Below are 24,128 nucleotides of genomic sequence, written 5' to 3'. Positions count from 1 at the left end.
TGGCCTAACCTGAAAGGCGAGGGGAGTACTTCCCAAGCGCCGGCCCGGTCAATACGGACCTCCAGCAGCGTCCCCGGACGGCCGCCCGCCTGATGCGGGTGAAGGAGACCTCGAACAGCCAAACGCGTTCGAGGAGGCTCCATTGTCCGGGCGGACGACTGTACTGACCGAGCTCGAAACCATCGGCTCACCACTCCTGTGGGCCGTCACCCTGGCCGCACTCGCGCTGCTCCTGGCGATGGACTTCACGCTGACGCGGCGGCCGCACGAGGTGCGGATGAGGGAGGCGCTCGGATGGTCGGTCTTCTACCTGGCGCTGCCCCTGGTCTTCGGCCTCTACGTGTGGCAGGCGTTCGGGTCGGGGGTGGCAGTGGAGTTCTTCACCGGGTACGTGGTGGAGAAGTCGCTGTCGGTGGACAACCTGTTCGTGTTCATGCTGCTGCTGACCGCCTTCGCGGTCCCGGCCGAGCTGGCCCAACGCGTCCTGCTGTACGGCATCATCGGCGCCCTGGTGCTGCGCGCGATCTTCATCGCGCTCGGCGCGGCCGTCCTGCAGAGCGGCACCTGGGCATTCCTCCTGTTCGGCGGCATCCTGATCGTCACCGCCGGCAAGATCCTCAAGGAGGCGCTGCGAGGGAAGGAGCAGGAAGTCGACATCGGCTCCATGCGCACCATCCGGCTGCTGCGGCGCTTCATGCCGGTCACCGACGACTACCGCGGCTCCCAGCTGATCGTCCGCGTTGGCGGCCGCCGCGCCCTGACCCCGCTGGCGCTGGCCATCGTGGCCGTCTTCGCCACCGACATCGTCTTCGCCGTCGACTCGGTGCCGGCCGTCTACGGCGTGACCGAAGACCCGTTCCTCGTCTTCGCCACCAACGCCTTCGCGCTGTTGGGCCTGCGCGCGCTCTACTTCGTGCTTCTGGGCGTTCTGGCCAAGCTGCGCCACCTCAATCACGGCCTCGGCCTCATCCTGGCCTTCATCGGCGTCAAGCTCGTCCTGCACTGGGCCCACGGCATCTGGACCTGGGTACCGGAGATCCCGACCATGGCCTCGCTGACGGTGATCGTCGCGGTCCTGGTCACCGTCACGGTCACGAGCGTGTACGCCAACCGCCGCTCTGTCCGGCACGTCTCCGCGCATGACCAACACTGATCTCGGCTTCGCGGCCGCCGCGATGGCGTGACGTCACGTGGCAGCCCATCCGGCCTCTGCGGCGTTGACCCCGCGGCGGGCCGGGCGGATAGTGGAAAACAGCACGGAGGGGAGTACCCGCCGTCCGACAGCCGATCGTCACCCCGATCGTCACCACGGCCTTTCCCAAGGGCCCGGCGGGGTGGCCCTGTCGCCTGAAGCGCAGGGTGCGGGAAGACCTTCGTCCTCGTGATCGCATGCCACCGCGAGGCGAAGGGAGAGTCGTGATGTCGCTCGCTGTCGGCCTCGGCTCGGGCCTGCCGTCGACGGCCTCGTCCGCCAGGATGCCTACGATTTGGTGGGGACCGCCGCCGACCTGACACGCCCGTTCGCCTTCTGCAGGATGGGCTGGGGTGTGCGCCGAACACGGTCAGCATCCTCGTCGCGGTCGGCGGCACGACCCCGCGCAGTCCGCCTCGGCCCCGATCCGTGCGGGTTGCCGCGGCAGGCGATGACCGGTTTGATCCCGCGGTGCCGCGGCAGGCGGCGGTACTTGTCGTGGTCGTGGTCGTGGCCGCGGTCGGCATGACGGCCGCCGGGCTCGCGGTGGGGGCGCCGCGGATCGGCTTGACCCTGTCCGACAGCGGCAGGAGGGTGTCGCTCGCTCCAACAGACCATCAGGGGCGGCTCGGCAGACACCCCCACGACCCTGTCGAGATTCCATATCCATCGCCCGCCGCCACGCCAGGGGATACGAGCCTCCGGCCTGTTCCACGTGGACCCGTCCAGACGCTCCGGGACATCGCCGGGACATCGCCCGGGCGGCAGGTGTCAGGTCACGAAGACGAGGAGCGCGACGATCACCGCATTGAGGACGAGGCCGAAGGCGGTGGGCAGCCAGCGACCGCGTTGCCTTGCCGTGGGCAGCTCTCGCCAGCGGGCCACATGCAGGGCCGTGCCCGCCGCGGTGGCCGCCGCCACGAGGATGAACAGGGCGAAAGGCACCGTGCCCCAGGCTCCGGCCAACCAGGCCACCCAGAGCATCAGGGCGGCGTTGGCCGTCGCGCTGACGATCCCGAGCCGGTCGGCCTGGGGGCGGTTACGGGTGGGCGTGCGGCGGGTCGCCAACTCCCACGAGGTCACGAGCGCGGCGAGGAGCAGCCCGGCGGTGATCGTGAGGAGGAGCGGATCGCCGGACGCGGGCCGGGGCCCGTCGTGGCCGAGCAGCCGCAGGCCCACGTGGTCGACGTCCTTGTCGGTGTTGCCCAGCACGACCACGCCCCGCCCGCCCGCGCGGTCGAATCCGACATATGCGCGGAAGCCGCCGGTGCCGCCGTTGTGCCAGGTGACCTGGCCCTTCGCGGTCGTCGTCGTGTACCAGCCGTAGCCGATGCGGCTGGTGTCGTCGTCGGTGAAGCGGGGCGTCGCCGCGTCGGCCCCCGGGGCGCCGCCCTTCAGCATCGCGTCGATCAGGAGGGCGAGGTCGGCACTCGTGGACCAGACGCCGATGCCCGCCGGGGCGTAGCCGTCACTCGTCCATGGGGCCGCCTCGTGCCCGGCCTCCACGTACCCGTGCGCCCTGCCCGCCGGCGGAGTGGAGGTGGTGGTGGCCTTCATGCCGAGCGGTTCGAGCACCCGCCGCTTCAGCAGATCGGCATAGGGCAGCCTCGCTCGCTCGCCGAGCGCGTGCCCGAGCACGGACATGCCGAGGTTGGAGTAGGCGACCGTGCCGCGCCCGGAGAGCTCGGCGGTGCCGGCCGCCTCGCGCACGTCGGAGACGCCCTGTCCGGCGTAGGGGTTGCCGTGGGTGTAGTTCGCGGCGGCCCCCCGTACCAGCGGGCCGAGACCACCGGCCAGCCTGGGCAGGCCGGAACGGTGGCTGGCCAGTTCCTCGTAGGTGATCGAGCCCTTGAGACCGGCTACCGGAGAACGCGGGTCGAGTCCGTCTCTCGCGACCATGTCGGCGAGGACCATGCCGGTGAGCACCTTGCCGACCGAGCCGATCTCGAACAGGGTGGACGCGTCAACAGGGCGTGGCGCGGGACCGCCCATGTCGCCGACGCCCGCCGTGCGGACGACACCGTTCTCGATCAGCGCCACGGACAGCGCGCGGTAGCCGTCGGATCCGGCCGCTCGCCGTACTGCCTCGCCCAGCGCCTGATCGCCGGTCGTCGCGGACCCCAGCCGCGGCGGCGCTGGCGCGGCGGCGAAGGCCACGACGGCGGCCAGCCCCGCCGCGACAAGGGCGGACGTCAGCCGGCCTGGTGTCAGCCCACGGCCACTCCGCTGAAACATGGAACGCATCCCCTCTCAAGATCGGATCGAATCGCTTCGGCTGCTGTGATCGGCCCCAGGGGGTACCGCACGGTCCGCGCCACGCGGCACGGCTCGCCACCGGAGCCGGTCCGCGAGCGACGGAACCGCGACCTTCACCCGGTGAGCGGCGCGGGAACAGCGACTCCTCCCAGCAGGCGGCGCGGGGTCGCCCGCCTGACCACCCCGGCCAGGCGGTATGCGTGCTCGGCGGATACCGGCCACAGGGGAGCGCCAGGGCGCGGCGGGAGATGGCAGCCGGGACGCGGCGGGTCAGCTCTGGCGGTCAGCCGCGACGGGAGAAGTAGACGAGCGCGACCACATGGGACACCCCCGCGACGGCTGCCAGGAGGGCGAACGGCGTGGCATCCTCCCCGCGCCAGAGCTGTACGAAGAACCCGCCGATCAGCACCGTGCTGAGCACATGGGCCATGGCGCCGCGGGCGCGCAGCTCGTTGAGCCTGCGCCGCTCGTCGCCCAACTCCCCGCTCAGCATGGCGGTGGTCTCGCTGCGCTTGCGCGTCAGCAGCAGGAAGGTGGCGTAACCGACCATGACCCCGACGAGCGCGAGCCCGACGACGACGTCACCGCGGGCCATGACCGGCACGCCCATCAGCAGGCCGAGCAGGAGGCAGATCACCGGGAAGAACCAGCGGTTAGTCGTCACAGTGGAAGATCTCCTCGACGGATCGGCCAAAGAACCGGGCCAATCGGATGGCGAGCGGAAGCGAAGGGTCGTATCGGCCTTGCTCGATGGCATTGATCGTTTGCCTGGAGACACCGAGACGCTCCCCGAGGGCCTGCTGGGAGAGCCCGGCGGCGTTGCGCAACTCTCTGATGTCGTTGTCCACAAACGTAAAGCTCCCTTTACCTCGACCCTCTGATGGAAAGTATCCTTGACACCGCTCGGATGTCAAGCGAGCTTTACTTCGCGAGCACGCGCACGTGGTCGACCGGCATGGGCCGCACACGCGAGGTGGCCGCCGCCAACGCGTGTGGCGGCCCGCCGCTGAGACGCCTGGGGCAGGCCGCAGCGGACACGCCTGCGGCGGCCCATCGCCGACGGCCACGTTCGGCGACGGGAGAATCCCCGGCGCCCAGGTGGCGGCGTCGGTATCGCCCCGGTGAACAACGGCCGCCCGTCCGGGTGGCGGCGCGTCCGGTGCTCGGTCGGTTCGACCCCCAGGCTGTGAGAGGAGCTGTGGCACGCCGGAGGCGATCCCCGGCGGCCGGCCGCCGGGATCCCCGGGAACGTGCCTCCCTCGCGCCCTGCCTGCCGACGCGCGGAGCGACCTGCGTCACCGCATCCCGAGGGACGCGGTGACGAGCGTCAGAGGGGACCGAGCGGGAGCGCCAGGGCCCCGGCCGCGACGCCGCAAGCATCTGCCGCTGTGTCTGATCGGCGATTCCGGGACGGGGTGATCTTCATGAGGTGCTGCTCAGCCCTGGGGCGACCCTGTCGCGCTCGCCCGCGCCATGTGGCCGCTGCCCGGGATCTCCGAGCGCCACCACCGGCTCCCCGCGGTCGCCCGGCCCAGGCTGGAGCGCCTCCAGGCGTTTCGCCCTGAATGCGGCCGACCAGGCGTTGGCGGACCACCGCCGGCCACGGCGACGGCAGGCGAGGCGGTACGGCACACCCTCTCACGGCTGAAATAGCCGACATATGGCCATCGGACTACTTATAGTGATCGCGTGGAACCGGATGATCTGTGCAGTCACCTGGTCATTCTCGGCTTACAGCCCCAAGTGGCTCGGGTCTATGTTCACCTGCTCTCGATGCGGCACGCGACCGAGGCATCGCTGGCCGAAGCTCTGGACATCAGACCCGAGCAGGCGCGGTCCGCGTTCAAGGAGCTCACCACCTGGGGCCTGGTGGGACGGCACGACGCGGGCGACTGCTTCCGCGCGGTCGTGCCCGAGGTGGGCCTCGACGCCCTGGTACGGCGGCGGCAGGCCGACGTCGAGCGGGCGCGCATCGCCGTGGGTCACGCCTTCGAGACCCATCGCAGGTCGGTCCGCAGGACGGACGTCGAGTCGCCGGTCGAGGTGGTCACCGGCCCGGCGGTGAAACTGCGCATCCGCCAACTCGTCAACGGAGTCCGGCACGAGATCCGGCGGCTCGACCGCCCGCCGCACCTGTTCGGGGCCGTCAACAGGGCCGAGATCGAGCAGCTCGGCAGGGGTGTCGCCTACCGGGTGGTCTACGCGAGGGAGTCGCTGGAACTGCCCGGGTATCTGGAGCAGAACGTCACGCCATGCGTGGAGGCAGGGGAACAGGCGCGGGCCGCGGTGGAACTGCCGGTGAACATGACCATTCTCGACAGGGATCTGGCGTGGCTGACCAGGCCCGAAGACGGGCAGGACGCGACGCTGACGATCGTCTATTCGGGAGGCCTGCTGGAGGCGCTGGTCGGCCTGTTCGAGATCTGCTGGAAGGCGGCCATCCCGCTGCATCTGGCGGCCGGGACAGGACCGTCCATCAGAGCGGCCGATCGCAGGCTGCTCGTCCTGCTCAACGCCGGGGTCAGCGACGCCAGGGCGGCCCAGAGCCTGGGCATGAGCCGTAGGACGTTCTACCGTCGGCTGGAGCAGCTCATGGCCATGACGGCCACGACCAGCAGGTTCCAGCTGGCCGTCGCGGCCGCGCAGCGGGGCTGGCTGTAGCCCGGTGCGGTGGAAGGGAGCGCGGCGGTGAACCAGCGGTCGCCTGACGAGTTACGCAGGTCCCGCGACGAGGCGCTGGCCGCCGGGCCGTTCAGCGTCGCGCTGCGGCTGGCCATCCAGGCCTGCGGCCTGAGCCTCGACCGCCTCCGGCATCGCCTGCGCGAGCAGGGGATCACGGTGAGCAGGACGGCGCTGAGCTACTGGCAGTCGGGGCGCACGCAGCCGGAACGCGCCGAGTCGCTGCGGGCGCTGCGCGCTCTGGAGCAGGTGCTCGGCGTCCCGGCAGAGTCGCTGGTCGGCCTGCTCGGGCCGCCGCGGCCGCGCGGGCGCTGGACCGGCAACCAGGAGCGGGGACTGCCGCGGCCGGACCGGTCCTGGGCCAGGCCTGAGGGGTTGGTGCGGGTGCTGGCGCAGGTGGAGGCGACCCCGGGCTGTCTGGCGCACCTGCTCCAGCGCCGGCGCAGCTCGCTGGTACGGCTCGACGCGCACCGGCAGATCCGCTCGGTCTTCGCACAGGTGGTCCTGGAGGCCAGGCGTCCCCAGGTCAGGCGCGCGCTCATGGTGCACCGCTTCCACATGGCCGGAGTGCCGGGTCCGGTGATCGAGCACGCTAGGGGGTGGCGGGCCGGCAGAGTCAGGAGCGACCCGGAGACGGGCTTCGAGGTCCACGAGATGATCCTCGACCGGATCCTCCCGCAGGGCGCGACCACGGTGGCGGAGTACGTGCTCGCCTTCCCGCCCGGCCACCTCGACCTGTACACCGCCCACAGGGTGGTGCCGGGTGCGAGGGAGCTGACCGTGGAGGTGGTGTTCGACCCGGCGGTCCTGCCGGCGCTGTGCCGCGGCTTCTACCAGCCGTCGGTCGCGCACCCCAGGGTCACGACGGAGGAGCTGTGGATCGGGAGCACGGGCACGGCCACCTACACGGTCTTCGATCCTGAGCCCGGCATTCACGGGGTCGCCTGGGAGTGGGACTGACCGGACGGCCGGACCACCGACGGCGAGGTGGCGTCGCGGCGCAGCAGGCGCGGCGCACCCGTCCCGTCGGCGGGCACGGCGAACAGCGAGACGCCCGCCTCGCCGTCAGGTCTCGCGTAGGCGACGGTCGTGTCGTCGATCCAGGCCGCCTGGTCGTCCACCTCCGCCCGCTCGGCGAGCGGGATCTCCCGCCCGGAGGCCAGGTTCATGACGTGCAGCCGCCAGCGTGTTCCTGCCCGCTTCTTGTAAGCGAGGCGCCTGCCGTCGGGCGACAGCGAGGGGCACTCCGCGTCACGGCCGATCGCGGTGAGCGTGCGGGTGGCCAGGTTCCCGCGCAGCAGCCAGATCCGGCCGGCGGAGCCCAGCGTCGCGTAGAAGGTCTGGTCGTCGGCGGCGAACGTCACACCCCAGAAGTTGCGATCCTCCCGCCGGTACGGCTTGCCGTCGACGATGACGGTGAAGTCCTCGAGCGAGCCGTGCAGCGTTCCCGTCCTCGTGTCGTAGACGCCGGTGGTCGTGGCGAAGCCGCCGGGGTCGTAGGAGTCTCCGGTACGGAAGACCGTCCAGGCCGCCAGGCGCCCGCTGGGGGACACGCGGGCCCTGCTGGGCGTGCCGTCGACGCGGACGGGTTCGGCGATCTCCCGGTCCCCGCGCAGGAACGCCGCCTCGAAGCCGGCGGGTACGGCGACCGTCCGGAGGCAGACCGTGGTGCCGGCGGCGGTGTAGGCGCGCAGGCACGTCCGGCCGCGGCGGAGCGGCGCGGCGCCGGGATCGGTGACCGGCACCTGGGCCAGGCTCCTGCCGTGGTCCAGGAACAAGAGCGTGCCCGACCCTGCCGTGCCCGATCCCTCTGTGTTCGATCCCGCTGTGCCCGAGCCCGCTGTGGTTAGGCCGGCCGCGGCCGGCTGCTGGTTGCGTGCCATCGCCCAGGCCACGTAGCCGCCGCCCGCGCCGACGAGCGCCGCGATCGAGCAGAGGCCCGCGACGATCCTGCGGTGGTGGTCGTTCACGACAGCTCCTCCTCGGCGCGGGGCGGGAACATGCAGGCGGGCGAGAGGACTGCGACGAGCAGCGCGGCGAAGACCGCGAACGCGGCCCGCAGGTCCCAGCCCGCGGCGAGTGCGCCGAAGGCGATCGTGCCGCCCATGCGGGCCAGCGCCTGACCGGTCTGGGTGATGGCCAGGCCGCTGGCACGCAGGTCCTCGGGCAGGTGAGGAGCGAGGTGAGCCATCAGCACCCCGTCGGTGGCCGCGTAGAACAGCCCGTGCAGCAACAGCACGCACAGGGCGACCGCCGGCCCCTGCCACGCGGCGGCGAGGAGCGCGTAGGCCACCGCCAGCAGCGCGTGTCCGGCGACGAACACCCTCCAGCCGCCGACCCGGTCGGCGAGCCTGCCCAGCGGAACCGCCGCGACGAGGAAGACCAGCGAGGTGGCCAGCGGCAGCAGCGGCAGCGTGGCGGCGCCGAGCCCGGTCTGCCGCTGCACACCGACGAAGACGAAGGCGTCTCCGGCCGTGACCAGCCCCAGCGTGGTCGCGTACACCGTCACCCGGCGCAGAGGGCCCCTGGACAGCAGCCGCCGGCCCTCCCGGAGGGAGAGCCGTGGTCGCCCGGCACGGCCGGGGACGAGCCCGGCCTCGGGCATGAGGGGCCGGTCACGGACGAAGCACGCCAGGATCACGACCCCGATCATGGCCAGGCAGAAGCTGGTGACGAAGACCGCGTCGTAGGCGTCTCCGACGGCCGCCACCAGCGCGAACACCACCACAGGGCCGAGCAGCGCCCCGGCCGTGTCCAGCGCTCTGTGCACGCCGAAGGCCGCGCCCAGCGCTCGTGGAGGCGTGGCGGCCGTGATGAGGGCGTCGCGAGGAGCCGCCCGCAGCCCCTTGCCCGCCCGGTCGACGGCGACAGCCGCGCCGATGCCGGCGACCGCCCCGCCGGCCAGCGGGAAGAGCAGCTTGCTCACCGCCGACAGGCCGTAGCCGGCCATGGCCACCGCCTTGGGCCGTGCGGACCGGTCGGCCAGATGGCCGCCGGCCAGCCGGAGCAGCGCGCTGGCTCCGGTGTAGAGGCCGTCGAGCAGGCCGAGGTGCAGCAGGCCTGACCCGAGGCCGTACAGCAGGTACATGGGCAGGAACGCCGTCACCATCTCGGCCGACACGTCGGTGAAGAAGCTCACCATGCCGAGGGCGACCACGGTGGCGGGCACGCGTGCGGATCTCAGGCGCCCGGCCGCCGTGGCGGGGCTCCCGGTGGCCCTGGTCGTGGACAGATACACGGTTCACCTTTCCTGGGACACGAGCTGAGGAGATGGACGTGGCGGGCGAGGGTGCGGGACGGGGTCGCCGTCCCGCACCCGGCACCGATCAGAAGGTCAGGCTCCACGCCTTCAGGACGCCGTGGTCCTGGTCGAACGTGTCCTTCACCCGGAGCCGCCACTGCCCGTCGGCGGCCGTGCCCGAGCCGTCCACGGAAGTGGCGACCGTGAGGTCGGCTCCGTCCTCCTTGCTGTGCGCCGCCTTGATCGGGAAGGTGCGCCCGTTCGGAGCGACCAGCTCCACGGCGAGGTCGCCGCGGTAGGGGTGGGAGACGCGGGCGTCGACCCGCAGCGCGGCGGGCGCGTCGCCCGCCTGGCCGGTGACCGCGATCGGGCTCTCCACGCTGCCGCGGTCCGGCAGCGGGTACTCGGTGTCGTTGCGGAAGGTGGCTCCTCCTGCGCCGGAGGAGGTGATCTCCACGTCGTCGATCGCCGCCTCGATGAGGCTCGACGTTCCGGCGTCGGCCGCCTCGGCGAGGATCCGGACACTCTGCCCGGCGAAGGCCGACAGATCGGCGGTGAACGTCTTCCACTCGCCGTCCAGGTCGGTGGAGGCGGTGCCGGTTCTCTCCAGGACCGTGGCCGTCGAGCTCGCGCCGACCACTCTGACGCGGAAGTAGTCGTCGGGGCCGGAGTTGTCACGGTGCGCGAAGGTGTGCGACAGCTTCAGCGTGGCCGAACCCGAAGGCAACGGGATGGCGGGGGAGCGGACGCTGGTGACGCCGCCGTCGACGTCGTGCGCGCCCGGGCCTGATCCGGCCAGCCGCCCGGTGACCAGCGCGTTGACGCCGCTGACCGTGGTGCCGAGCTGTTTGACCCCTGACTCGTTGGTCTCCTCGGGGTCACCGCGTTCCCATCGGCCGCTGGTGGCGGTGTCGGAGCCGCCGGGGTTGACGGTCCAGCCCTTGTCGGTCTCGAAGTCGTCGGAGAAGACCGTCGTCCCGCCACCGCCGCCGATGGTGAGCCCGACGGCCGCGCTCCGGGTGAGGGAGCCCGACGTGCCGGTGACGGTCAGAGTGTGGCTGCCGGCCGGCGTCCCCGCGGCCACCGAGACGGTGAGCGTGGCCTCGGCCGTACCGCCGCTGCCGACCGTCACCGAGGCGGGCGAGATCGTCGCGGTCACGCCTGACGGCCGGCCGGAGACGGTGAGCTGGGCCGTACCGGCGAAGCCGTCGAGGCTCGCGACCCGCACGGTCGAGGTCGCTGAGGCGCCGGGCGCGACGCTCAGCGCCGACGGCTGGGCGCTCAGCCCGAAGTCGGGTGTCGTCGAGCCCGCCTTGTGGCAGGTGGCCGACCCGCTGTCGGTGAACGTACGGCCGGCGATCGGCACGAAGTCGAACCGGTAGCCGCTGCTGGACAGGGTCAGCCTGAGCACGCCGTGCGTGTTGGCGTTCTTGGCCTGCAAGTTGGGGGGATTGCTGGAGCTGAGCGAGTAGAAGCTGCGGCCTCCGGTGCCGACGAGGATCTCCCTGACGCCGTTCGGGTCGGCGTTGCCCTGGTGGTCCTGCGGCGCCCACCGCTGGTAGTTGTGGTCGTGGCCGGCAAGCATCAGGTCGGCCTTGTGGTCGTAGAGGGCCTTCCACAGCGGCCTGGTGTCGGTGGCGGCGCCGTGGTTGCCGACGTTGTAGAGCGGGTGGTGCAGGTAGGCGGCGGTGCACGGCTTGGTGTTGGCGGTGAGGTCCTGCCTCAGCCACTGCTCCTGAGCCGAGCCCGCGCTCATCGATATGTTGCTGTTGAGCGCGATGAAGTGCCAGTCGCCGATGTCCCAGCTGTAGTAGCCCTTCCCGCGCGCGCCGGCGCGGGCGCCGTAGTAGTCGAAGTATCCCGACGCGCCGCTGGTCTTGTATTCGTGGTTGCCGGGGGTGGGATAGGTCTTGTCGAAGAAGGCGCCCCAGGTCTGCTTGTAGGCGCCGTTGTACTCGCTCAGTTTTCCGCTCTCGTAGGCGTTGTCGCCGGTGGTGAACACAGCGGCCGGCTTGATGGTGCCGGTGATGAGCTTGGCGGTGTCGGCGCAGGCGCTGCCGCAGATGTCTCCCGCTCCGGCCACCACGACCTCGGCCGCCTCCAGAGGCTGCGTACCGGCCTGGTAGCCGTCGACGGCGTAGGCACTGGCCGGGTCGCTGAAGCGCGGCTCCACCGTGACGCAGTCGCCGCGCAGAGCGCGGGTGGTGAAGGCCCTGTCGCGCCAGGCGTTCCCGGTGAACCGCAGGCTGCCGCCCGCGGAGCCGGTGACGGTCAGGCTGTCCTTGCCGCGTAAGTCGAGTACGGTGAAGCGAAGGCGCAGCCACGCGGCGCCGGTGCCGCACACCTGACGGGTGGCGGCACCGGCCGACGATCCTGAGACGGTGACGCTGCCTGTGCCGGCGCCGCTCTCGGCCAGCTGCGGGACGGCGGCCGCGACAGGGGGCTGCTGAGCCGCAGGGACCTGGGCGGCGCGAGCCTGGGCCGGCGGGGCCTGCTGGGGGTGGGCCGCCTGGGCCTGGGCGGGTCCCGCGCCCACCGCGGCCAGCATGGCCAGGCAGGCCGTACCGGACACGAGCCGGTGGCGTTTCGGGTAAGGGATCACGGACGGCGTTCCTCTCGGGGATGGCGTGTCGTGCGGTCTCCGTGGGCCCGACGGTGATCGGAAAGCTACCCGCCGCGCGCGCCGAGTCAATGGCCGTGTCGGACGGCCTGACAGCATTCAGTGAATGCCGGGGCGGCCGGCGGGCAGGTCAGCAAGAAGAGCGGCCGGCCGGTGGTCGGGCCAACGCTTGCCGTTCCGTGAATTGGCGCCGTTAGCCCAAGCGCTCTGTCCCCATGAAGCCCCTGTTGAGGGCATTTGTGGCCATTTGCTGGCTGGGTGGTGGCGTATTGGTGCCAGTGGCACTGCCGCCCCCACATTCACCGGGTTCGGCAGGACCTTCACCCCATGAGACCACCCAGCCGCCCCTGGGCCACCGGAGCCGTCATCGCGGTGACACTCGCGGCCTCGACTGGCGCCGCGCTCGCCCCGCCTCCCTCGTCCCCTCCGGGCACGTTCATCGCCGCCGCCGACCCCGGCACCGCCGTCCCCGACCGCTACATCGTCGTCCTCAAGGACACGCGGGACCTGCGCGCCCGCGGCGTCCCGCCGACCGCCAGGAACCTCGCCGACACCTGGCGCTTGACCTGTGAGTCTCCTCAAGCCTGTCCGCGTTTCGCCCGCCCGCTTCCCGGACCATCACGACGACGACACCGTCCTCAGGCACGACCCGGTGTACCCGGCACCGGCACGGGTCCGGCGCTCTGTCACGACGTCCGCAGGGCGTTGGCGTACGACACGCCTGCCGCCGCCTGGTCGGGGCCGGTCAGGGTGAACGTGACGTGGGCGGTGTAGGCCAGAACGATGCGGCGGCTCTCCTCGTCGGTGGGCAGGAGCGCGGTCAGCGCGCCGTACAGGAAGGACCTGGTCAACGCCCGCATCCTGGAACACGCGGCCGGCGTCTCCCGCCTGGCCGGCCGCTGATCGGCCGAACACGTCCTGGGATGGGGTCGGCAACCGGCACAGGGCGCCCGTCCGGCGGTCCACGACGCGGCAGTGAACGGGCGAGCTAGGCGCAGGGCGCCCGTCCGGCGGTCCACGACGCGGCAGTGAACGGGCGAGCTAAAAGATGACAGCCCTTGTCGGGTATCGCCGTTAGCTTCGGGAGCATGCACAACACGTTGAAGGGCAAGGTCGCGCTGGTCGCCGGAGGGACGCGAGGTGCCGGACGGGGCATCGCGGCGGAGCTGGGCGCGGCGGGGGCGACGGTGTACGTGACCGGTCGGACCACACGTGCGAGCCAGTCGGAGTACGCGCGGCCCGAGACCATCGAAGAGACCGCGGCATTGGTGGACGAGGCCGGCGGGAAGGGGATCGCCGTACAGGTCGACCATTTGGAACGCGAGCAGGTACGTGCCCTCGTCGAACGGATCGAGCGCGACCATGGCCGGCTTGACGTGCTGGTCAACGACATCTGGGGCGGCGAGCTGCTGGCCCAGTGGGACACGCCGCTGTGGGAGCACGATCTCGACGGCGGGCTGCGGCTGCTCAGACTCGCCATCGATACGCACATCATCACCAGCCACTACGCACTGCCCCTGCTGATCAAGCGTCCGGGCGGCCTGGTGGTCGAGATGACTGACGGGACCAAGCAGTACAACGACCACAACTACCGCGTCTCCTTCTTCTACGACCACGCCAAGAGCGCGGTGATCAGGCTCGGCTTCGCGCAGGCGCACGAGCTGCGGCAGTACGGCTGCGCGGCGGTGACGTTGAGTCCGGGCTGGCTCAGGTCGGAATTGATGCTGGACCTGTTCGGGGTGAGGGAGGAGAACTGGCGTGATGCCACCGCACGCGAACCGCACTTCGTGATCTCGGAGACGCCCCGCTACGTCGGCAGAGCCGTCGCCGCCCTGGCCACGGACCCGGATGTGCTGCGCTGGAGCGGACAGTCGCTGTCCAGCGGGCAACTCGCTCGTGAGTACGGCTTCACCGATCTGGACGGCTCGCAGCCGGACTGCTGGCGGTACCTGGTCGAGGTCCAGGACCCTGGCAAGCCTGCGGACGCGACCGGCTACCGGTGAGGCGCCCCGGCCCCCGCCGCGCGGCACCCGGCTAGGTGAGCTGCGCGACTTCGAACGCGGCCAGCAGCTCCCCGTCGGGCGGGATGACGCCGTAGCTGCTCTCCGGGAGCTCGTTCCACACTCCCGGCAGGTCGCCGAGTGGCTCGGACACGACCAGGCGGGTGTCGCCGGACAGCCCGCGCAGCCACGCGACCTCGGGATGCAGCGCGCGCAGGGACTGGACGCTCGAGCTGTAGAACAGCGTGCGTGACTCGCGCCGGCTGGAGTAGCGGAACACCCACACCCGCTCGCCGTTCGACGTCGCGACCGTCATCTGCAGCGGGAACTCGATACCGTGGTCGTGGCCGAGCCGTTCGACCAGGCCGGCCATGTGGGCCACGGCCCTCGGCGGGTCGTCGTCCAAGCCGAACGTCAGCGCCAGATAGAACATCACCTCCGAGTCCGTCGTGCCCTCGATGCAGGAGTACAGGGCGGGGTCGACGGCCATGCTCAGCCCCCGCCGGACTCGGTCGAAGCCCGCGACCGAGCCGTTGTGCATCCACATCCAGCGGCCGTGACGGAACGGGTGGCAGTTGGTCTGCTGCACCGCCGTGCCGGTCGACGAGCGGATGTGGGCGAAGAAGAGCGGCGAGCGAACATGGTCGGCGATCTCCCGCAGGTTGCGGTTGTTCCACGCGGGGCCGGTATCCCGGAAGATCGCCGGGGTGGCGATGTCACCGGTGTACCAGCCGACGCCGAACCCGTCGCCGTTCGTCGTCTCCACGCCCATCCGTGAGCGCAGGCTCTGGTCGATCAGCGACGGCTCCGGACGGTACAGCACGTCGCGCAGCAGCACGGGCGTCCCCCAGTAAACGAGCCATCGGCACATGGGCCACACCTTCCCTCATCAGGTCGTACGACCTCAGCCGTACCCCCTGAGGACGGCGGCATGGCGCGGCGGGATGAGCGCGCGGTGTCGGTGCGGGAGCGGGTCGGCCTGCCAGGGCGCCGCGCAAGTCAGTCGGGCGACGCTCTGGCAGGACGGCTGGTCAGCGGAAGTCGGTGATGCGGAACACGGCCATCATGTCCGCGCCCCTTGCACCGGTGGAGAAGGAGGCTTCGGCGCCGACCCACCCGCGGAAGGCGCCCTTGTCGTCGATGATCTGCATAAGCGGTTTGACGTGGGAGTTGCCGGTGTAGCAGAACTCGCCGCGCTCCATGGCCAGGCACGTGCACCAGTGCCACAACGTGTCACGGCGATCGGAATTGGAGATCTTCGTGAGGTAGTACTGGATGGAACTCACGTTCGCGCTCGTTCCGCCCCCGTACTTGGGGCAGCCGCCCGACTTCTGGCAGGCGCCCGCGGACGAGGGCTGCAAGTAGGTCAGGCACCAGGTGGTGCTGGCGCAGGTGCGGAAGGAGGAATGGGCGAATCTCTGATTATCTGAGGTGACGATCCTGCCGCCCGCCCAGCTCGTCAGATCTTGCCTGAGCGCGCCGGAGAACGCCTTGACCGAACTCATCGCGCGCCGGGTGCCGAGCGCCGCGTTGCTGCCGTAGCCGTAACCGTGGGTTGCCAGGGTGCTGTGCTTGAGGTCCAGACGAGCGAGCGTGCCGTCGGGGGAGGGCCGGACGTACCACTGCTCGGTCCACGTCTGGGCGATCTTCCACCGGATGCTCACCACGTCGCCGGACACGGTGTACGTCCCTGTGCGGCTCTCGTCGGGGGCGCCGGTGAAGCCCCCGGCGGTGAGCACCTCGCACATGCGGGGGCGCGACGCGGAACCGCCTGCCTTGGTGGTACAGCCTGAGTCGGGGGTGGTGCCGGTGCGCTGCCTGGCCTCGGGATGGCGCTGCCACCACAGATAGAGGTTCGCGGTCACCGTGCCGTCGGCGGCGAAGCGGTAGCTGCCGAGCCGTACCCAGTTCTGGTTGGACGCGGCCTTCAGATGTCCTTGCGAGACGACATAGGTGGCCTTGCCACCGGGCAGGGCGGCGGTGGAGGCGGCAGCAGGCCAGGGGGCGAGCGTGCAGGTGAGAAGTAAGGTGAGGGCCGCCGCCGCGATGGAGGGAATCGCGCGCATGAAGTCTCCCGATCAGTTGCGGACGTTGCCGATGGTGCGCGAGCGCCGATATCCGGTCTGCACCGGAAGGCTCGCCCAGCCATACTGCCGGGTCGTGGAGCCCCTGTGGGCCGAATGTCAACAAGAGCTTGACGCGGATGGCGGCGTGGTTGAAAACATCCCACGCCGCCATCGGGAGCGCGATCGGGTCTACTCTCCCCGCGGGGCCGGCCGACCGGCGGACCGGCCCCGCCGGGTGTGTCGCTCAGCGGGGAGAGGCGGCGATCTGTACGCGGCGGCTGTCGCCGTCGGAGAGGAACGACGCCAGCGCCTGCCCCTGCTCGCCTGCGGCGGCGCGGTCGGCTCGAGAGAAGGGGCGCAGCGGGGTGACGATCACGGTGCCGGCCTGGACACTCCACGTCGCGGCGACCCGGCCGTCGACAAGGACGACGCGAGCACCGGCCACCGACAGGCCGCGGTGGGCGGTGTCGATGATCCGGCTGCGGTCGTGGTAGCCGAGGAGCGCGTTGTCGAACGCCGGCAGGAACCGTACAGGGGCGGGCGTGCCGGGGTCGGGGCGCGGCGCGTCGGGGAGATCCAGCAGTAGCCGGCCTCGCTCGTCGCGGAAGGTGACCAGCTCCTCGCGGATCGCGGCCACCGCGGCGGGCAGCCCGGTGAGGCCGCACCAGGCGCGCAGGTCGGCCGCGGATGCGGGGCCGAACGCGGCCAGATAGCGCCGCACCAGCGCTTCGCCGACCGGGTCGGAGCCGTTCGGGGCCGGCGGGTCGATCTCGCGCCCCAGCCAGGAGGACAGCAGGGCGTTGCGCACTCCTGCCCTCGTGCGCCACAGCCCGCGTGGCGGCAGCTGCGCCACCGGGACGAGAGCGGCGATCAGCATTTCGCCCAGCGCCCGCGGTCCGGGCTCAGGCCAGCGCTCAGCCAGCGCCCGTGCCAGCTCGGTCATCGAGCGGGGCTCGTCGTCGGCCATCACCGCCCGGCCCGCCGCCGTGAGCTCGTCGAGGTCTACCCCGGCGAGCTCGCGGCGGTAGGTCCCGAGCACCCGTTGGCGCAGCATGAGGTCATGGCGGGCCCGCCAGGCCAGGACGTCGTCGGCGGTGACGAGATGGACGGTGCGGCGCATGAGGTGGGTTCGCACCACGCTCCGCCGGATCAGCAGGTCCGAGAGCACCGCCGGGTCGAACGCGCGCAGCCGCGACCAGAGCCCGACGAAAGGCTCCTGCGGTTCCTGCGCCTGCAGGCCGCACAGGTGCGCCACAGCGTCGAGGACCGGCACGTCGGCGTGGTCGAGCAGCAACTGCCGGGCGAGCGTCGCGCGGTTGAGCGCCCGGGTGTCGAGAACGGTCACCGGCTCCTGCCACGGCCGGCGACCCGCTCGTAACGCGCGAGAACCCCGGCAAGCGTCTCGCCCGGCAGCATCCGGAAGTCGCTTTGATGGTCGATCGCCCACTGCGGGACCTCACGTGCGGTACCGGCCGCGAGGTCGGCCCAGGTGACACCGTCGGGCAGGTCGTAGCGCATCGCCGACGGGCCCTCGGCCACGAAGCGCATCCACCCTTCCTCGATGGACGCGACGTGCTTGATCAGCCCGCCCAGGCACAGCGCGCCGACCGTCGGGCGCTCGCCGAGCTGCTCGTCGCTGAGCCCGCGGACGGTGGTGGTCAGGGCGGATCGCGCGGTCGCGAGCGCGGCGAGCAGGTCGCCCCGCTCGGCGTCGAGGGAGGAAGGGGGCGTGGTGGTGGCGGTCACGGGGTTCGGGCCCTTCGGGTTGTCGTCGTTGACTGGCACGCGACTACGGTCGCAGGGGAAGCGGCCAGGGAGTGTCCGCTTCTCAGGGCAATATGGGGACCATGCCGAAGACTTCAGCGCGACTGCTGTCGTTGCTCTCGCTCCTCCAGGCGCGCCGGGACTGGCCGGGGGCGCTGCTGGCCGAGCGGCTGGACGTCAGCCCGCGCACCGTGCGCCGCGATGTCGACCGCCTGCGCGAGCTCGGCTATCCCATCGTGGCCTTCAAGGGGCCCGACGGTGGCTACCGGCTCGACGCGGGCACGGAGCTGCCCCCCTTGCTGTTCGACGACGAGCAGGCCGTCGCTCTGGCCATCGCTCTCCAGATCGCCACCACCACCGGTGCCGGCATCGAGGAAGCCGCGGCGCGCGCGCTGAACACCATCCGGCAGGTCATGCCCGTACGGCTGCGCCGCAGGATCGACACCCTCCAGGTCAGCGCCGTCGAGCGGCCCACGATCCGACCGAACCCCCAGGTCGACAGCAGCGTGCTCACGGCACTCAGCGCCGCCGTCCACGCCCATGAGGTGCTGCGCTTCGACTACACCCCCGCACCCGGGGTGGACGACGACGGCGTGCCGGCCCCACCACGCCGGGTGCAGCCGCATCACCTCGTCACCTGGGGCGGGCGCTGGTACCTCGTCGCCTGGGACCTCGACCGCGAGGACTGGCGCACCTTCCGTGTCGATCGGATGACCCCGCGCACCCCCACAGGACCCCGCTTCACCCCGCGTGAGCTGCCTGGAGGCGAGGTGGCCGCCTTCGTGGCCGCCAGGTTCATGGGCTCCGGCGGCGCCGGCGACTGGCCCTGCCGCGGCGAGGTGATCCTGCACCTGCCCGCCGCCGCCGTGTCCCGCTACGCCCACGACGGAGTCGTCGAGGAACTCGGCCCGAACCGTTGCCGACTCGTCCTGGGCTCGTGGTCATGGCCCGGCCTGGCCGCCGGCATCGGCAGGTTCGACGCCGACATCGAGGTCCTCGGCCCGGCCGAGCTGAAGGACGCCTTCGCGCACCTGGCCCGCCGCTACGCCAACGCCGCGGCCGACGCACCCGCCCCGCCGCCCCCTGCCCCATGAGCCTTCCTGGCCACGGTCGCCCCCCAACCGTGCCATCCGGTCACGGGCCCTGGACCCTGGCACGTCGACCACGACGGGGAGCGCACCACCTCCGTGGAAAGACCGCGCAACCATAGATCATCATTTTCGGCACTCCGAGATGAACGTGCGTCACGGTGGGTAATGGCGTGATGCCTGGCCGCAGCTGGCGGCCTGGACGATGCTCGGGGGGACGGCCGGCCCTGTGCGAGCGTGCACCGCCCTGTCCCGGCCGAGGAGTGTCATGTCGCCCACCACCGTTGAGGTTCCGACCGCCTATGGCCCGGTATCGGGGCTGATCGACAACGGGATCGCGTCCTTCCGCGGGATCCCCTATGCCGCCGCTCCCGTCGGGCCGAACAGGTTCGGCGCGCCCGTGCCGCCCGACACATGGACTGCACCGCTGCCCGCTCACGAGTTCGGGCCGACCCCGCCGCAGCCGCCGCTCAAGGGGAAGCTCGGCGAGCTGTTCCGCAACCCGGTCATCCCCGGGGACGGTTACCTCAACCTGAACGTGTGGACCAGCGCCACCGATACCGACGCCGCGATGCCGGTGCTGGTGTGGATCCACGGCGGCGCGTTCACCACCGGCTCCTCCGCGGTGACGACCTACGACGGCGCCACCTTCGCCCGCGACGGCATCGTCTGCGTCACCATCAACTACCGCCTCGGGGTGGACGGCTTCGCCTACATCGAAGACGCCCCGGTGCCGGCCAACCGCGGCCTGCTCGACCAGATCTGCGCGTTGGAGTGGGTGCGGGACAACATCGCCGGCTTCGGCGGCGACCCCGGCAACGTCACCGTGGCAGGCGAGTCCGCCGGCGCGATGAGCGTGCTGACCCTGCTGTCCCTCGGCCGGGAGCTGTTCCACCAGGCCATCGTCGAAAGCGGCACCGCGCACATCGGCCAGACCCTCGAGGACGCCGCGCTTATCACCGCCGCCGTCGCCACCCGGCTGGGTGTGGAGCCGACCGCCCAGGCGCTCGCCGCGGTGGACACCGCCGCCCTGATAGCGGCGCAGGGCGAGGTGAGCGACGACGTCACCTCCAGCGCCGACCCCGAGCGGTACGGTGCGAGCACCATCGCCTCGTGCGGCATGTCGTTCATGCCGGTGATCGACGGCGAGGTGGTTCCGCAACTGCCGATCGAGGCCATCGCCGACGGCCGGGGCGCTGACGTGCCGCTGCTGATCGGCACCACGGTCGAGGAGTTCAGGACCTTCGTCGTTCCCACTCCCATGGTGGGCTGGCCAGGTGCGGCGCCGTTCAGGACCAGGACCGAGGTCTACGGTGCCCCGGCCGGCTTCTACGACCGCTACGCCGAGACCAGCGTCGAGCCGTACGTCCGCAACGCTCCCTCCGGCATCGCCTGCGCGACGTTGACCGACCGCATGTTCCGCATCCCCACCTACCGCGTCGCCGAGGCTCGCGGCGAGGCGCCTGCCACCACCCACGTCTTCGAGTTCGGCTGGCGGTCACCCACCACGCCCAACACCCTCCGCGTCAAGCTGGGCGCCTGCCACAGCCTTCCGCTCCCCTTCGCGTGGGACACGCTCGACAATCCCGACAGCGCGGAGTTCACCGGTCCGAACCCGCCTCAGGGTCTCGCGGACGCCCTGCACGGACGCTGGGTCGAGTTCGTCAAGACCGGTGAGCTCGGCCAGTGGGCTCCCTACAACACCACCGAACGCCCGGTGATGACCTTCTACCGCGACAACAAGCCGGACAACGTCATCGTCCACGACCCGCGCCGCGACGAGCGTGAGATCTGGAAGAACGAGCTCAACCCGAGCTGACCGGCAGCACACTTCCGGCCTCCGGCGTGCGCGGTGCGCGCCGGAGGCCGGAACCCCTGCGCTCCTCTCGTGCCGCCGTCGGGTCCAAGCCGCTCCGAGGCCGCGGGGTGTCACCGGTATTCATCGCAGGGTGAGCGGGGGTCGACCAGCGCACTGAGCGCCCGTCATGAGACCTGCTCCGTGCCGCCGCTCTCCGCGGCGCGTTCGATCGCCGCGAGTACCCGGTGATGGCGCGCGGCGGCGTGGAAGTCGGGGTACGCGGGGCGCCCCTCGGCGAGCGCCCGGGCGATCTCCTGGTAGAGCCCCGCCACGTTGGCCACCGGTCCGGCCGCCGGGTCGAAGGGAACCGTCCGGTACGTGTCAGGGACGGCGACCCGCTCGCCGCCGGACCGGATGTCCCAGTCGGTCCAGTGCATGTAGGCACCCGGTCTGGGCTGTGTCATGGTCAGCGTGCCCTCGGAGCCCACGAGCTTCACGAAGAACCCGTCGGGGCTTCCGCTGCTCCCGTGCACCGCGACGGAGGCGATGGCACCGCTGTCGAGGAGTCCATGGAGCAGTACCTGGCTGGGCACCCGGTTGGCGACAGTCTGCCCGGTCCCTGCGACGGCGACCCGGTCGTGGAAGCGGGGAAGTCTTGCCGTCACCTCCACCAGACGGCCCGCCATCTGCTCCAGCGTCGGCAGGAAATGACCTGCCATGATCGTCAGTACCGACGTGCCGCCCGCGGGTTCGGTGCTCCACGCGAGTTCGGGGGAGATGCTTGCCCCGCCCAGCGGACCGCCGGAGGCCACCATGATCGCCGACTCCAGGCGGCCGATCCTCCCGTCGGCGACCAGGTCCGCGACGAACCGCGCGTCCGGCGAGTGGCAACCCTGCAGGCACACGGCGTCGCCAAGGCGCTCGACCGCTACGTCGGCGGTCCCGGAGCGTTCGCGGGCGAGGCTCTGGCGGCGGCCACCGTCCGGGAGGTCGTTGAGCGCCTGATCCATGGGGCCGTCGAGCTGACTGCCGGACCGCGCACGCCCCCTGGCTGCCTGAATGTGAGCACCGTCCACGCATGCGGACCCGACGCCGCCCCCGTCCGCGAGCTGGCCCTGGCCCGTCGGATGGCGGGGGAGGCGGCCCTTCGCCGGCGCCTTGAGCGAGCTCCCGACCTGCCTTCCGGCCACGACCCGGCCACCCTGGCCCGGCTCGTCCACACCATCTCCGACGGCATCGCGGTCCAGGCGGCCGCGGGCCGTACGCGCCAGGAGCTCCGCGAGGTCGCCGACCTCGCCCTGCGCACCCTCTTTCCGGACTGACCGGGCCTTGGTTCGTCCAGGCGCCGTCGGCCGACCGCCCGGTTCGGCAGCGTCACCCGGCGGCGTGCGCGACCAACAGACTCAAGCGTCAATTCAGCCAAGGCGGGTCAGCAGGATACGGCCTCCCTCGTAGACTCCGCCGTCGATGCCGACGACCCGGCCATCGGCGTACCTCACCACGTCCCGGACGTCCTCGGGGGCCACGCCGAAGTACTTCGTGAGCGTGCTGTGCCCGTGCACGAGCACGTCGCCGCCCAGCGTGCGCAGCATGATCGATACGGGATCGTCCGCATGCGCGGACTCGGCGTCGCGGAACGCCCCCCGGTCGCTCATGCGGCCACAGAACTCAAGCCACACGGCGGGGTCCGAGCAGTTCAGAGTGGTGGACACGGCGGTGTTGATGTCCGCGACGGTCGATCCGAACTCCAGGTAGCGAACAGTGTCGGAGTGGATGAGGAGGTAGTCGTCGACGAGCGCGACCGCGGGCAGATCGGCTATCCAGGCGATGTGCTCCGGGGAGAGCCGACGCAGGTCCTCCTCGCAGCCGCCGAAGCGCGCCCAGCCGCCTCGGAAGCCGCCGGGTTCATCCCATCCTGCGACGGGCGCGGCGCCGAAACGGTGAGCGGCGAGTAGTTGCACCTCGTGGTTGCCCAGCAGCGCCCCTACTTCGCCGCCGGCGGCCGTCGCCTCACCTGCCAGCCTCTGGACATCCTCGATGACGCCGACACCATCCGGACTGCGATCGACATAGTCGCCGAGCAGCCACAGCCGGGCGTTGCCCCCGGACCACCGTCCCTGGCCGTCGACAATTCCCGAGTCGCGGAGCGCTTCGCGGAACTCGGAGCGATGACCGTGGACGTCAGCAGCCACGTACAGAGGGGTATTCGTGGTCGACATGGCCCGGGAGGCTACCAGTGGACTTGCCCGGGCCGGTCATCGGCGATCCGCAACCCGGCCGACGGCGAGTGCAGGGAGTTCGCCGACGCCATGCTCATGGAGCTGCGGTGATGTCCGTATGTGACAGATAACTGTCGTTGCGGTCACGCTGCGCGGTTGGCGACAATCAGATCATGTCCGCTGCGCACCGCGTCGTCATCGCGCTCTTCCCGAACGTCGACCTGCTCGATGTCACCGGCCCGGCCGAGGTGTTCGCCCTGGCCAACCGGATCGGTGGCCGCGCGCTGTACGACGTGCGGCTCGCCGGCCCCCATGGCGGACACGTCACCACGGCCGCCGGGGTGCGCCTGGTCGCCGACCTGAGGTTCGACGAGGTCGGCGACCAGGTGGACACCCTGCTGGTCCCCGGTGCCGTGGACGTCACGCCTGATGGGCCGCGCGCCCTGACGGACTCCGAGGTGGTGGCATGGGTGCGGCGGACTGCTCCGTCCACCCGACGCGTGGCGTCGGTGTGCGTCGGCGCGCACATCCTGGCCGAGGCCGGGCTGTTGGACGGCCTGACCGCCACCACCCACTGGTCCACCGCCGCGCAACTGGCCGCCGACCACCCGAACGTCACGGTCGACCCCGACCCGATCTTCGTGCGGTCCAGCGGCCGGGTGTGGACGGGCGCGGGCATCAGCGCCTGCCTGGACCTGACCCTCGCTCTGGTGGCTGAGGACCATGGCGAGGAGACGGCTCTGGCGGTGGCTCGCGAACTGGTGATGTACCTCAAACGCCAGGGCGGTCAGAGCCAGTTCAGCGTCCCCCTGGCCCATGCCGCCTCCGGCCGCCGCGACATCGACGACCTGCGCCTGTGGATCGCCGAGCACCTCGCCGAGGAGCTCACCACCACGGAGCTGGCGGCTCGGATGGGGCTGAGTCAACGCCAGTTCACCCGCGTGTTCCGGCAGCAGACCGGCACCACGCCGGCCGCCTACATCGAGTCCGCCCGGGTGGAGGTGGCGCGACGGCTGCTGGAGACCACCGACCTGTCGTTGCCGCAGATCGCGGCCGACAGTGGGCTCGGCTCGGTGGAGACCCTCCACCGCGCGTTCCGACGCCGCCTGGGCACCGGCCCTGGCTCCTACCGCCGCCGATTCCACACGATGGCCTGACCCCTTCACCTCGTTCGCCGCACACCCGCGGCGGCGCGAGCCTGCCCG

The 24,128-nt window shown here is 71.4% G+C and carries 21 protein-coding genes; 8 read left to right on the top strand and 13 right to left on the bottom strand.

The genetic code is table 11. The features are described from left to right. Nucleotides 1-142: 142 nt before the first annotated feature. The gene (locus AC3EO4_RS36265; RefSeq protein ID WP_431899945.1) at nt 143-1,153 is read left to right on the top strand and encodes a TerC/Alx family metal homeostasis membrane protein; all 1,011 of its coding nucleotides are present in this window, start codon (nt 143-145) and stop codon (nt 1,151-1,153) included. An 810-nt stretch (nt 1,154-1,963) separates the two neighbouring features. Here AC3EO4_RS36265 and AC3EO4_RS36260 read toward each other — a convergent pair. The 3 genes from AC3EO4_RS36260 to AC3EO4_RS36250 all read right to left on the bottom strand — a co-directional run bounded on the left by AC3EO4_RS36260 (nt 1,964) and on the right by AC3EO4_RS36250 (nt 4,296). Continuing rightward, nucleotides 1,964-3,427, bottom strand: a complete 1,464-nt coding sequence (locus AC3EO4_RS36260; protein ID WP_431899944.1) for a serine hydrolase domain-containing protein — start codon at nt 3,425-3,427, stop codon at nt 1,964-1,966. A 304-nt stretch (nt 3,428-3,731) separates the two neighbouring features. Next, the gene (locus AC3EO4_RS36255; protein WP_431899942.1) at nt 3,732-4,112 is read right to left on the bottom strand and encodes a hypothetical protein; all 381 of its coding nucleotides are present in this window, start codon (nt 4,110-4,112) and stop codon (nt 3,732-3,734) included. Continuing rightward, nucleotides 4,102-4,296 carry a helix-turn-helix transcriptional regulator gene (locus tag AC3EO4_RS36250; RefSeq protein WP_379575452.1) on the bottom strand — a complete coding sequence of 65 codons (195 nt, stop codon included), beginning with the start codon at nt 4,294-4,296 and terminating at the stop codon, nt 4,102-4,104. Before AC3EO4_RS36250 ends, AC3EO4_RS36255 begins: the two co-directional genes overlap by 11 nt. A 925-nt stretch (nt 4,297-5,221) precedes the next feature. On the opposite strand from AC3EO4_RS36250, the gene AC3EO4_RS36245 reads away from it, so the two are divergent. Continuing rightward, the gene (locus AC3EO4_RS36245; RefSeq protein WP_379575451.1) at nt 5,222-6,109 is read left to right on the top strand and encodes a TrmB family transcriptional regulator; all 888 of its coding nucleotides are present in this window, start codon (nt 5,222-5,224) and stop codon (nt 6,107-6,109) included. A 27-nt stretch (nt 6,110-6,136) separates the two neighbouring features. Then, nucleotides 6,137-7,087 carry a hypothetical protein gene (locus tag AC3EO4_RS36240; RefSeq protein WP_431899941.1) on the top strand — a complete coding sequence of 317 codons (951 nt, stop codon included), beginning with the start codon at nt 6,137-6,139 and terminating at the stop codon, nt 7,085-7,087. Here the strand turns inward: AC3EO4_RS36240 and AC3EO4_RS36235 are convergent. The 4 genes from AC3EO4_RS36235 to AC3EO4_RS36220 form a co-directional block, all read right to left on the bottom strand. Next, a complete protein-coding gene (locus tag AC3EO4_RS36235) occupies nt 7,060-8,097 on the bottom strand; it encodes a TolB family protein (RefSeq protein WP_431899939.1) in 1,038 nt (345 codons plus the stop codon). The two genes, AC3EO4_RS36240 and AC3EO4_RS36235, sit on opposite strands and share 28 nt — an antisense overlap. Beyond that, complete coding sequence (locus AC3EO4_RS36230) at nt 8,094-9,365, bottom strand: MFS transporter (protein ID WP_431899938.1); 1,272 nt, start codon at nt 9,363-9,365, stop codon at nt 8,094-8,096. The genes AC3EO4_RS36235 and AC3EO4_RS36230 overlap by 4 nt, the downstream gene beginning before the upstream one ends. Nucleotides 9,366-9,453: 88 nt before the next feature. Further along, nucleotides 9,454-11,970: a proprotein convertase P-domain-containing protein gene (locus AC3EO4_RS36225; protein WP_431899936.1), complete on the bottom strand. Its 2,517-nt coding sequence runs from the start codon at nt 11,968-11,970 to the stop codon at nt 9,454-9,456. Nucleotides 11,971-12,674: 704 nt separating this feature from the next. Continuing rightward, nucleotides 12,675-12,839 carry a hypothetical protein gene (locus AC3EO4_RS36220; RefSeq protein ID WP_379575450.1) on the bottom strand — a complete coding sequence of 55 codons (165 nt, stop codon included), beginning with the start codon at nt 12,837-12,839 and terminating at the stop codon, nt 12,675-12,677. A gap of 237 nt (nt 12,840-13,076) precedes the next feature. On the opposite strand from AC3EO4_RS36220, the gene AC3EO4_RS36215 reads away from it, so the two are divergent. After that, nucleotides 13,077-13,991 carry an SDR family oxidoreductase gene (locus AC3EO4_RS36215; RefSeq protein ID WP_379573466.1) on the top strand — a complete coding sequence of 305 codons (915 nt, stop codon included), beginning with the start codon at nt 13,077-13,079 and terminating at the stop codon, nt 13,989-13,991. A gap of 31 nt (nt 13,992-14,022) precedes the next feature. Here AC3EO4_RS36215 and AC3EO4_RS36210 read toward each other — a convergent pair whose 3' ends face one another. The 4 genes from AC3EO4_RS36210 to AC3EO4_RS36195 form a co-directional block, all read right to left on the bottom strand. After that, nucleotides 14,023-14,859 (bottom strand): class II glutamine amidotransferase, encoded by an 837-nt coding sequence (locus AC3EO4_RS36210; RefSeq protein WP_379573240.1) that lies wholly within the window; start codon nt 14,857-14,859, stop codon nt 14,023-14,025. Nucleotides 14,860-15,019: 160 nt separating this feature from the next. Further along, nucleotides 15,020-16,054, bottom strand: coding sequence for a hypothetical protein (locus AC3EO4_RS36205; RefSeq protein ID WP_431899934.1), 1,035 nt, complete (start codon nt 16,052-16,054; stop codon nt 15,020-15,022). Nucleotides 16,055-16,298: 244 nt separating this feature from the next. Next, nucleotides 16,299-17,399 (bottom strand): winged helix DNA-binding domain-containing protein, encoded by a 1,101-nt coding sequence (locus AC3EO4_RS36200; protein WP_431899932.1) that lies wholly within the window; start codon nt 17,397-17,399, stop codon nt 16,299-16,301. Further along, the gene (locus AC3EO4_RS36195; protein WP_431899930.1) at nt 17,396-17,839 is read right to left on the bottom strand and encodes a mycothiol transferase; all 444 of its coding nucleotides are present in this window, start codon (nt 17,837-17,839) and stop codon (nt 17,396-17,398) included. Before AC3EO4_RS36195 ends, AC3EO4_RS36200 begins: the two co-directional genes overlap by 4 nt. A gap of 62 nt (nt 17,840-17,901) precedes the next feature. Between AC3EO4_RS36195 and AC3EO4_RS36190 the strand changes: the two genes are divergently transcribed. Beyond that, the gene (locus tag AC3EO4_RS36190) at nt 17,902-18,912 is read left to right on the top strand and encodes a helix-turn-helix transcriptional regulator (protein WP_431899929.1); all 1,011 of its coding nucleotides are present in this window, start codon (nt 17,902-17,904) and stop codon (nt 18,910-18,912) included. Nucleotides 18,913-19,174: 262 nt separating this feature from the next. Beyond that, nucleotides 19,175-20,725 (top strand): carboxylesterase/lipase family protein, encoded by a 1,551-nt coding sequence (locus AC3EO4_RS36185; RefSeq protein ID WP_379573245.1) that lies wholly within the window; start codon nt 19,175-19,177, stop codon nt 20,723-20,725. A 164-nt stretch (nt 20,726-20,889) separates the two neighbouring features. Here the strand turns inward: AC3EO4_RS36185 and AC3EO4_RS36180 are convergent, their stop codons facing one another. Next, nucleotides 20,890-21,609 carry a Gfo/Idh/MocA family protein gene (locus AC3EO4_RS36180; RefSeq protein WP_431899927.1) on the bottom strand — a complete coding sequence of 240 codons (720 nt, stop codon included), beginning with the start codon at nt 21,607-21,609 and terminating at the stop codon, nt 20,890-20,892. Between AC3EO4_RS36180 and AC3EO4_RS36175 the strand changes: the two genes are divergently transcribed. Further along, on the top strand, nt 21,589-22,026 hold the full coding sequence (locus tag AC3EO4_RS36175) for a hypothetical protein (protein ID WP_431899926.1): 438 nt from the start codon (nt 21,589-21,591) through the stop codon (nt 22,024-22,026). The two genes, AC3EO4_RS36180 and AC3EO4_RS36175, sit on opposite strands and share 21 nt — an antisense overlap. 93 nt (nt 22,027-22,119) lie before the next feature. Here AC3EO4_RS36175 and AC3EO4_RS36170 read toward each other — a convergent pair whose 3' ends face one another. Further along, a complete protein-coding gene (locus AC3EO4_RS36170) occupies nt 22,120-22,923 on the bottom strand; it encodes a metallophosphoesterase (RefSeq protein ID WP_431899924.1) in 804 nt (267 codons plus the stop codon). Nucleotides 22,924-23,096: 173 nt separating this feature from the next. Here AC3EO4_RS36170 and AC3EO4_RS36165 point away from each other — a divergent pair, with 173 nt between their 5' ends. After that, nucleotides 23,097-24,080, top strand: coding sequence for a GlxA family transcriptional regulator (locus AC3EO4_RS36165; RefSeq protein WP_379573249.1), 984 nt, complete (start codon nt 23,097-23,099; stop codon nt 24,078-24,080). Nucleotides 24,081-24,128: the final 48 nt, after the last annotated feature.

Source organism: Nonomuraea sp. bgisy101, assembly GCF_057708945.1.
The sequence above is the reverse complement of the archived record's forward strand: the minus strand, read 5'-3'. Positions and strand labels throughout refer to the sequence as shown.

Coding starts and splice junctions, on each gene's coding strand:
- AC3EO4_RS36260 (WP_431899944.1), bottom strand. CDS start 3,427: ATGTTTCAGCGGAGTGGCCGTGGGCTGACACCAGGCCGGCTGACGTCC.
- AC3EO4_RS36245 (WP_379575451.1), top strand. CDS start 5,222: ATGCGGCACGCGACCGAGGCATCGCTGGCCGAAGCTCTGGACATCAGA.
- AC3EO4_RS36215 (WP_379573466.1), top strand. CDS start 13,077: ATGCACAACACGTTGAAGGGCAAGGTCGCGCTGGTCGCCGGAGGGACG.
- AC3EO4_RS36210 (WP_379573240.1), bottom strand. CDS start 14,859: ATGTGCCGATGGCTCGTTTACTGGGGGACGCCCGTGCTGCTGCGCGAC.
- AC3EO4_RS36205 (WP_431899934.1), bottom strand. CDS start 16,054: ATGCGCGCGATTCCCTCCATCGCGGCGGCGGCCCTCACCTTACTTCTC.
- AC3EO4_RS36190 (WP_431899929.1), top strand. CDS start 17,902: ATGCCGAAGACTTCAGCGCGACTGCTGTCGTTGCTCTCGCTCCTCCAG.
- AC3EO4_RS36185 (WP_379573245.1), top strand. CDS start 19,175: ATGTCGCCCACCACCGTTGAGGTTCCGACCGCCTATGGCCCGGTATCG.
- AC3EO4_RS36170 (WP_431899924.1), bottom strand. CDS start 22,923: ATGTCGACCACGAATACCCCTCTGTACGTGGCTGCTGACGTCCACGGT.
- AC3EO4_RS36165 (WP_379573249.1), top strand. CDS start 23,097: ATGTCCGCTGCGCACCGCGTCGTCATCGCGCTCTTCCCGAACGTCGAC.